This window comes from Staphylococcus sp. HMSC065D05 (genome assembly GCF_001813195.1).
Taxonomy (GTDB): Bacteria; Bacillota; Bacilli; order Staphylococcales; family Staphylococcaceae; genus Staphylococcus; species Staphylococcus epidermidis.
Genome location: NZ_KV811766.1, coordinates 3681 through 10453 on the forward strand (window position 1 = coordinate 3681; position 6773 = coordinate 10453).

General features: G+C 25.4%; 9 protein-coding genes and 2 pseudogenes. 7 read left to right on the forward strand and 4 right to left on the reverse strand.

Annotated elements, in window-relative coordinates; genetic code table 11:
• Positions 1-182: 182 nt before the first annotated feature.
• From HMPREF2897_RS13285 to HMPREF2897_RS08960, 4 genes are all read right to left on the reverse strand, one after another.
• On the reverse strand, positions 183-344 hold the full coding sequence (locus HMPREF2897_RS13285; protein WP_002486557.1) for a hypothetical protein: 162 nt from the start codon (positions 342-344) through the stop codon (positions 183-185).
• Complete coding sequence (locus tag HMPREF2897_RS08950; protein WP_070593023.1) at positions 311-898, reverse strand: DUF5080 family protein; 588 nt, start codon at positions 896-898, stop codon at positions 311-313. The genes HMPREF2897_RS13285 and HMPREF2897_RS08950 overlap by 34 nt, the downstream gene beginning before the upstream one ends.
• Before the next feature lie 285 nt (positions 899-1183).
• Positions 1184-1852: a DUF5079 family protein gene (locus HMPREF2897_RS08955; RefSeq protein WP_002490335.1), complete on the reverse strand. Its 669-nt coding sequence runs from the start codon at positions 1850-1852 to the stop codon at positions 1184-1186.
• A 606-nt stretch (positions 1853-2458) separates the two neighbouring features.
• A complete protein-coding gene (locus tag HMPREF2897_RS08960) occupies positions 2459-3124 on the reverse strand; it encodes a DUF5079 family protein (protein ID WP_002490337.1) in 666 nt (221 codons plus the stop codon).
• Positions 3125-3732: 608 nt separating this feature from the next.
• Between HMPREF2897_RS08960 and HMPREF2897_RS12990 the strand changes: the two genes are divergently transcribed.
• The 7 genes and pseudogenes from HMPREF2897_RS12990 (at position 3733) to HMPREF2897_RS08980 (ending at position 6705) form a co-directional block, all read left to right on the forward strand.
• Complete coding sequence (locus HMPREF2897_RS12990) at positions 3733-3900, forward strand: hypothetical protein (RefSeq protein ID WP_002490573.1); 168 nt, start codon at positions 3733-3735, stop codon at positions 3898-3900.
• A 66-nt stretch (positions 3901-3966) separates the two neighbouring features.
• Positions 3967-4098 carry a hypothetical protein gene (locus HMPREF2897_RS13150; protein ID WP_002476165.1) on the forward strand — a complete coding sequence of 44 codons (132 nt, stop codon included), beginning with the start codon at positions 3967-3969 and terminating at the stop codon, positions 4096-4098.
• Between the two features lie 24 nt (positions 4099-4122).
• The gene (locus HMPREF2897_RS12840; protein WP_002490561.1) at positions 4123-4476 is read left to right on the forward strand and encodes a hypothetical protein; all 354 of its coding nucleotides are present in this window, start codon (positions 4123-4125) and stop codon (positions 4474-4476) included.
• A 59-nt stretch (positions 4477-4535) separates the two neighbouring features.
• A complete protein-coding gene (locus HMPREF2897_RS12995; RefSeq protein ID WP_002490564.1) occupies positions 4536-4682 on the forward strand; it encodes a hypothetical protein in 147 nt (48 codons plus the stop codon).
• A gap of 187 nt (positions 4683-4869) precedes the next feature.
• Positions 4870-5532 (forward strand): annotated as a pseudogene (locus HMPREF2897_RS08970) (DUF443 family protein).
• Between the two features lie 255 nt (positions 5533-5787).
• Positions 5788-6366 carry a DUF443 family protein gene (locus tag HMPREF2897_RS08975; RefSeq protein WP_237450422.1) on the forward strand — a complete coding sequence of 193 codons (579 nt, stop codon included), beginning with the start codon at positions 5788-5790 and terminating at the stop codon, positions 6364-6366.
• Between the two features lie 40 nt (positions 6367-6406).
• Positions 6407-6705 (forward strand): annotated as a pseudogene (locus tag HMPREF2897_RS08980) (DUF4176 domain-containing protein).
• Positions 6706-6773 lie beyond the last annotated feature (68 nt).

Here is a 6773-nt window from a genome sequence, read left to right on the forward strand (position 1 = left end):
GTCATTTTAGGCGTCATACGACTTGCCGTATTTTACATACCTCCATGCATGCCTGTTTTCACTAAAAGGGGGGTGAAAATATAAAAATGGAGTAAATGAATACTTCTACATCCATCTACTCCATCTTTTTGTGTCATTTTTTAGTTACAATCAATTTCTTAATCCAAGTAAAGTTAATCAATTTAGAAAAAGATAATAGCTGCTACAATTATTGAAATTTGTAGTAATTTAGCGCCTTTAACTTCATCATATTTTTTATCCTTAACACTATAAATAATACTTCCAATCGCGAATAAAGGTGTTACTATAGTTAATACAATAATACAGATGATATTATGATCCATATAGTCACTACGATAGGAATTAATGATTTAAATAAAAAAATGCCATATTTTTTCTTTCTATACAAGTCCATTATTAGCCAGATAACTATAATTATCATTCCAACAAAAATAAATACAGGGTTCATAGATAAACTGTCTGCTTTAATATCACTAACAATATGTACTTTCGTAAGTATTAAAAGCACGATAGCAATTAAAAAATAGTAAACAGATTTAATTTTCGAGACTTGTAAATCTAACTCTTGATATTCTATATCGTCTTGATTTGTATTTTCCTTTTTACTAATTAGATAGTTCAAAACTTTTGGTTTTGTCCAAAAATTTTTGATTGCAAAATATATATACACAAAAGAACCAATTAAAGTAAATGCTATATAATTACTTAAATCATTTCCTGTAAGTTTATTTCCAATAAAATGAAAAACAATCAACATTACTATAATAACAAAATCTAAAAAAATAGATAAAATTGAAAGATTTTCAGATTTCAGAAGACTATCAAATAGCGCTAAATAAAATATAATAAATACTCCAATAAGTACAAAATAAACCAATATTTACACATCCTTAATCATTATCATATACCTTTGCTTTGATTTCACACTAAATTTCTAAAATATTATATGTTCAATTCATATATGTTGTAATCTTCCATTTTAAAAAAATACTGATACTCATTAATACAAACAAAGTCTTTTTGAGATATTATAAGTAGTGTGGGTATATATCTTTATCAATAAAAATTCATTTACCATATCTAAATTTTCTAATCAGTTTTTCTTTATTAATTTCAAATGTTATTTTGACATAATAGGGCATGATAAGCATACCTAATTCCATTATAATTTCAGCCCGTCTTCTCTAATATCATTCATTAAAACTGCTAAATAGAAATATACTCGTCCCATTATTATGTGTACGCCAAATAAAAAGAAGCAGCCTACCCAAATAACTATACTTTTACCTGAGTCACTAGGAGAAATAAATGAAATATATATCAAAGCAATAAATGATAATAATATTAAAAAAACTCCTGAAATTTTTAATACTATATATTGCTTATTTCCAAACATTTCAAATTCTGAATAGCAAAATATAAATAACCCTGTCATAGAAATTAGAATTATACTTGCAATTATAATCCAATATTTAAAAGCTTCTACGTCTACACCTGAGTAATAAAAAATATCAGCTGAACTTATCAAAAAAGGAATATTATATCCGGCTAAGATATTAATTAGCATATAGACACATACTCTTTTCTTATAGTTATTTCTATTAAAATCTGCCAATATTTTTCCTTTTTCTTGTAAATATAATATGAGCCATAAAAATAATGATATGGCTAAATATATTTTCATATAATTAGGGACTGTTCCCTCCATACCAATAAAGCAATATAAAAATATATAAAATGCAAATATTATAAAATTTACTAATGCAAAACCTATTAAATAAGAATTTTTAATATTGTTTATACTTAAAACTTGTAAATTTTCTTTATCCATTATACAAAACTCCTATGAAAATACAGTTTTTGTTTAATTAATATACTTGCTTTATAGCAGGCGATTGTTAAAGTATTTAGAATCTCCAAATATCTGGATAATTAAATGACCTCCATCATCATCTTGTAATTAGTATTCTCTTCCAATTGTTCATTGTTCATATGGATTACATGCGCCATTTTTAAGTAATCGATCTTCCACATATACCTCTTTAATTCAGTCTTTGTAATCCATCAAATACACATGTCCTTGCAGTGTTGTATATTTGATGTTTGTTTTGCCTTCACTCTAAAATACTTTATATGTAATTATTTTACATTGACTAATCATTCTCATATACATTTGTTTTAATTCTATACTACATTTCTAAAATATTATACGTTTAATTCATATATATATTGTAATCTTTCATTTAAAAAATAAAAATTATATATTTATACTCACTAATACAAAAAAGTCTTTTTGAAATATTATAAGTAGTGTAGGTATATATTTTTATCAATAAAAATTCATTTACCGTATCTAAATTTTCCAATCAGTTTACTTCTTTATCAATTTCAAATGTTATTTTGACATAATAGGGCATGATAAACATAACTAATTCTATTATAATTTCAGCCCATCTTCACTAATGTCATAATTTAACAGACCTAAGTAAAAGTATGTTCGTCCAATAAGTAAGTGGCTACAAAATAACATTATCATTCCCATCCAAATCGTTTGATTTTCTTCAGAATCAACAGGAAGAATTAATGATACATACAACAATAGTCCAAACGATAATAAAACAATTAAAATACCAATCATTCTAATAAAACTACCGTTTTGGATACCGAACATCTCAAATTCACCTAGACAAAATAAGAATAGACCTATAGCAGAGACTATTATGAGCCCACAAATTAACAACCAATATGTAAAAGTATCGTCTCTAGAATCTGCAAAATAAAAAGCATAAGCAGAACTAATTAAAAATGGAATGTTGTATCCTGAAAGTAAATTGATGCTCATATATATTGCAACTCTGAACTTATAATTTTTTCGATTATAGTTCTTAAAAATATACTCGCGTTCTTGTAAATAAAGAGTCAGCCATAATAATAATGATACTATTAAATATATTTTCATATATAATGGCATATTACCTCTTATACCTGGACCTGAATATATAAAATAGTAAAATCCAAAAATAATGAAATTCACTAATGATAATCCTATTAAATGTGAATGTTGAATTGATTCTATTGATTTTTTTTGTAAATTTACCTCCATAATATACACCTTCCTTTTATCAATATAATATTATCACAACTTTTATTAAATATCGTTGCTATTAGATTAATTGTTTTTTTATCTATATTATCTATTGATATTTTTGGTATTGTTATATTTTCTAAAACCTTTCATTACATTATCGTTACTTATTATCTTTAAAGCATAGTAGTCTCTATTACTTTAAACCATAGCACAATAAACATTTTTAATATAGAATTTCTTATAAATTGTATCATTTGTTTTTCAAGATAGTTTTTTTGTTATTTTATTATTTTTAGATAGTTTGGTGTATAACAATTACTTTTTTAGTTGTTAAACTTATTCTTGATCTATTAGAAGATAAATTTTTCTTATATTATTTTTAAATTTTATGTTCATGATTACCAATATATACATTTTTTGTAGTTTTCATTCTAATTCACCAAATCGATATTTCGCTTTAATTGATTCTTTTTCAAAATTTTATGTTCAATAATTAATTGTATGTTTCAATATTTTCATTACTAGATAAAATGTTCTAATGTTAATTATGATTTAATCAAAATGAATAAATCGTAGCTGAAGTTATTGAAAAAGCTAGTAAAAACATACAAAATGTTGATAAATTGACTGAACAAGCTTGTAATAACTTTGTGGGTAAACATCAATCAGAAGTCGATAGCAATAACTCAAAAGTATCTGAATTAATAGACGAAATTGGTAAATTAAAAAAGCATCTTATTCAGTTAGAAGCGATGAATACGTCACTTAAACACCAATTCGCTAAAAATTAGTATTTTATTATTTGGGAATAACCAAATGATTAGTAGCTTAGAACAATAGAAAATATCAAAAAGTATATGGATGAAAATACAAATGATATTTCAAAAGATTTAACAGTTGATGGAACAACTACACTCTTAGAGGAATATGGTAAATATCTAGAAAATAATCCTGGACTAACGATTAATGGTAAAATGCTTAAAGATTAAGGTGTCGGTATTACAAGAGCTGTTATGTATGGTAGTAATGTAATGGGAGGCATTGGTTTTGGTACAGGGGTTTATTCAGACATTACACAGGATCATAAAACAGCCGGAGAAGTTGTGACGCATAATGGATTAACACTAGGTACAGTTGCTACTGCAATAGTTGGTTTAACAATAGCAGCTCTAGGATTGAACCCAGGAGGATGGGCTATTTTAGCTGGTATTGCTATTGGTAGTTTAGCTTCATATGGTACTGATTATTTGTACAAAAATAATATATTTGGATTAAAAGATGGAACAGATTGGGTGGGCAAAAATGTATTAGACCCAGCATTTGATAGAGTGAAACATATTTACTCTATTGAAAAGGGAAAACTATAAATTGGGAATATTTTAATCAGTGAAGGATACAATAAAGTGAAAAATTATGGTAAAAAATAATGAAAGACGATATAGTCCCATCAGTGATGAACGGAATGAATGCTGGTATGTCTAAAGTTAATGAGATTAAAGGTAATACAGAATCAACCATAAAAGATGATCAGGTTAAAACAAACCAAACTATTAAAAAGACTAAAAAACGATAAATCAAGTTTCTGATACAGTGAAAGGTACATCTCATCATGTTAAGGAACACGTGGGACATTCTATTAATAATGTGAGTAAAATTTTGATTCCTATGAAAGGTTGGTAGATTGTTCGAAATAAGAAGCTAAAATTGAGAAATTCTAAATATTAAATGTAAAAAAGTAAAAGTGAGGGATGACATTGTATATGAATGATTTAAAGGATAACAACAAATTCAGCGTGAACATGTATCGAATACATAAAAATCCAAGATATAAATTGATTGAATTAAACCAAAAGAAATACCTTATAGATTTGGAAGTGAATTATTTCTTCTATTTGTTTCCTATGTTGAACTGGATATTAAAAAAAGATTTAATAGAAATTACAAATGATAAATTAAATGAAATTGAATATGACAACAAAACTAATAAAGAACGATCCCAAAACATAAGATGGATATCTGGTGGTGCAGGGGTTTTAATAGCTTTACTAATGAGACCATTTATGGATTTACTAGATGTACCTTCTAATATATATATCAATATAATTATTTTTATAATCCTTGTGTTTTCTGTAATCTCAATTTGAATTTATTTAAGAAAAAAATGGGATTTAAAACTAAAGGAAAATAATCCTAGAATGAATTGTAAAATGAGACCAACTTTCAAGTACATGATTGTTGCTATCGGAGCATACTTATTGTTTTTAGTGTTGTCTATATTTATGTTTCCATTGATATTTTTAGAAAAAATCAATATATTAATGTGTCTATGCAGTCTAACTTTTTTCTTCTTTTTTTCTATAATGAATATAATTGCATTTGACAACGAAGAGGTAATTATAAGTAAGCTAAGTCAATCAGAGTAAATAAATATATCGAACTTAAATCAATTCAAAATATTCTTACATAATGATAGAAGAGATAAAGTGACAATAATAAAAATATGTTAGAAAAAAGTAGGTCAATCAATTACTGCAGTTACTAATTCTTTGAATCCAATGAAAGCTTTTTAAAAATATTTTAAATTAGAAAGAATGTGATTCATCATCGATAAAATAACAATAGAAACTATCGAAAAAAATAGTAAATTTAAACTGATACATTATGAAAATAGATACTTTATTATTGATTTAAATCGAAATAAATTAACATATATATTCCCATTGTTGAATTATTTGATGAAACAAGTATTGATTGAGATTGATAAAAATGAAATTAGTAAAGTTAAGACTGACAGTTTGAAAAAAAATAAGACCAAAAATGCGATTACTAGTTTGAGTATTGGTGCATCTGTACTTATAGGTTATTTAGTAAAATCTTTAGGTAATTATTTGGATTTTTCAACAACATATACATTAAACATTATATTAATTTTAATTGCGATTGTGCCTATATTGCTCATTAAAGGCGTTGTTAATAAAAATAAGAAGTTCAAATTACAATTATATTTAAAAAATGATACATTTAGAGCACACGTGTTACCAAACAATAAGGAAGTTGTGAAAAACATACTTTTAAACTTTATTGTTACTTTTTTATTTGTTGCTATGATTTGTGGGTTTATATTTCAAAAAGAATCTAATTTTATTTATTTGATAGCAATATCATTATTATTAGCAACAATCTTATTTCAAAATGTGTTGTTATACGCTCAAACAGAAATTTCAGGTAAAATTGGTAAGGTTAAAAGTAAACCTTAAATCAATTTAAAATGTTCTCAGACAAAGAAGGTGAAATAAAATGGAAACAATAGGAAGCATTATATATTTAAAAGAAGGTTCTCAAAAGTTAATGATTATTAATCGTGGACCAATGTAGAAATTGAGGGTCAAAAGTATTTGTTCGATTATTCAGCATGTAAATACCCAGTTGGTGTTGTAGAAGATCAAATTTATTATTTCAATGAAGAGAATATTGATAACGTTATATTTGAAGGCTATTCTGATCAAGATGAAACAAGATTTCAAGAATTATTTAAAGAGATGATGGATAATTTGGATGAAGATGTTCAACGTGGTACTTTTCAACAAAAAAGATAGTTACGGATTGATTTAACATAAGTCATGATTATCAGAAGTTATCTATTATCGAATATTCAGAGATGATA

Excerpts from the sequence above, each read along its gene's own strand:
- HMPREF2897_RS13285 (WP_002486557.1), bottom strand. The coding sequence starts at position 344 with ATGGATCATAATATCATCTGTATTATTGTATTAACTATAGTAACACCT.
- HMPREF2897_RS08960 (WP_002490337.1), bottom strand. The coding sequence starts at position 3,124 with ATGGAGGTAAATTTACAAAAAAAATCAATAGAATCAATTCAACATTCA.
- HMPREF2897_RS12995 (WP_002490564.1), top strand. The coding sequence starts at position 4,536 with ATGAAAGACGATATAGTCCCATCAGTGATGAACGGAATGAATGCTGGT.
- HMPREF2897_RS12840 (WP_002490561.1), top strand. The coding sequence starts at position 4,123 with ATGTATGGTAGTAATGTAATGGGAGGCATTGGTTTTGGTACAGGGGTT.
- HMPREF2897_RS13150 (WP_002476165.1), top strand. The coding sequence starts at position 3,967 with ATGGATGAAAATACAAATGATATTTCAAAAGATTTAACAGTTGATGGA.
- HMPREF2897_RS08955 (WP_002490335.1), bottom strand. The coding sequence starts at position 1,852 with ATGGATAAAGAAAATTTACAAGTTTTAAGTATAAACAATATTAAAAAT.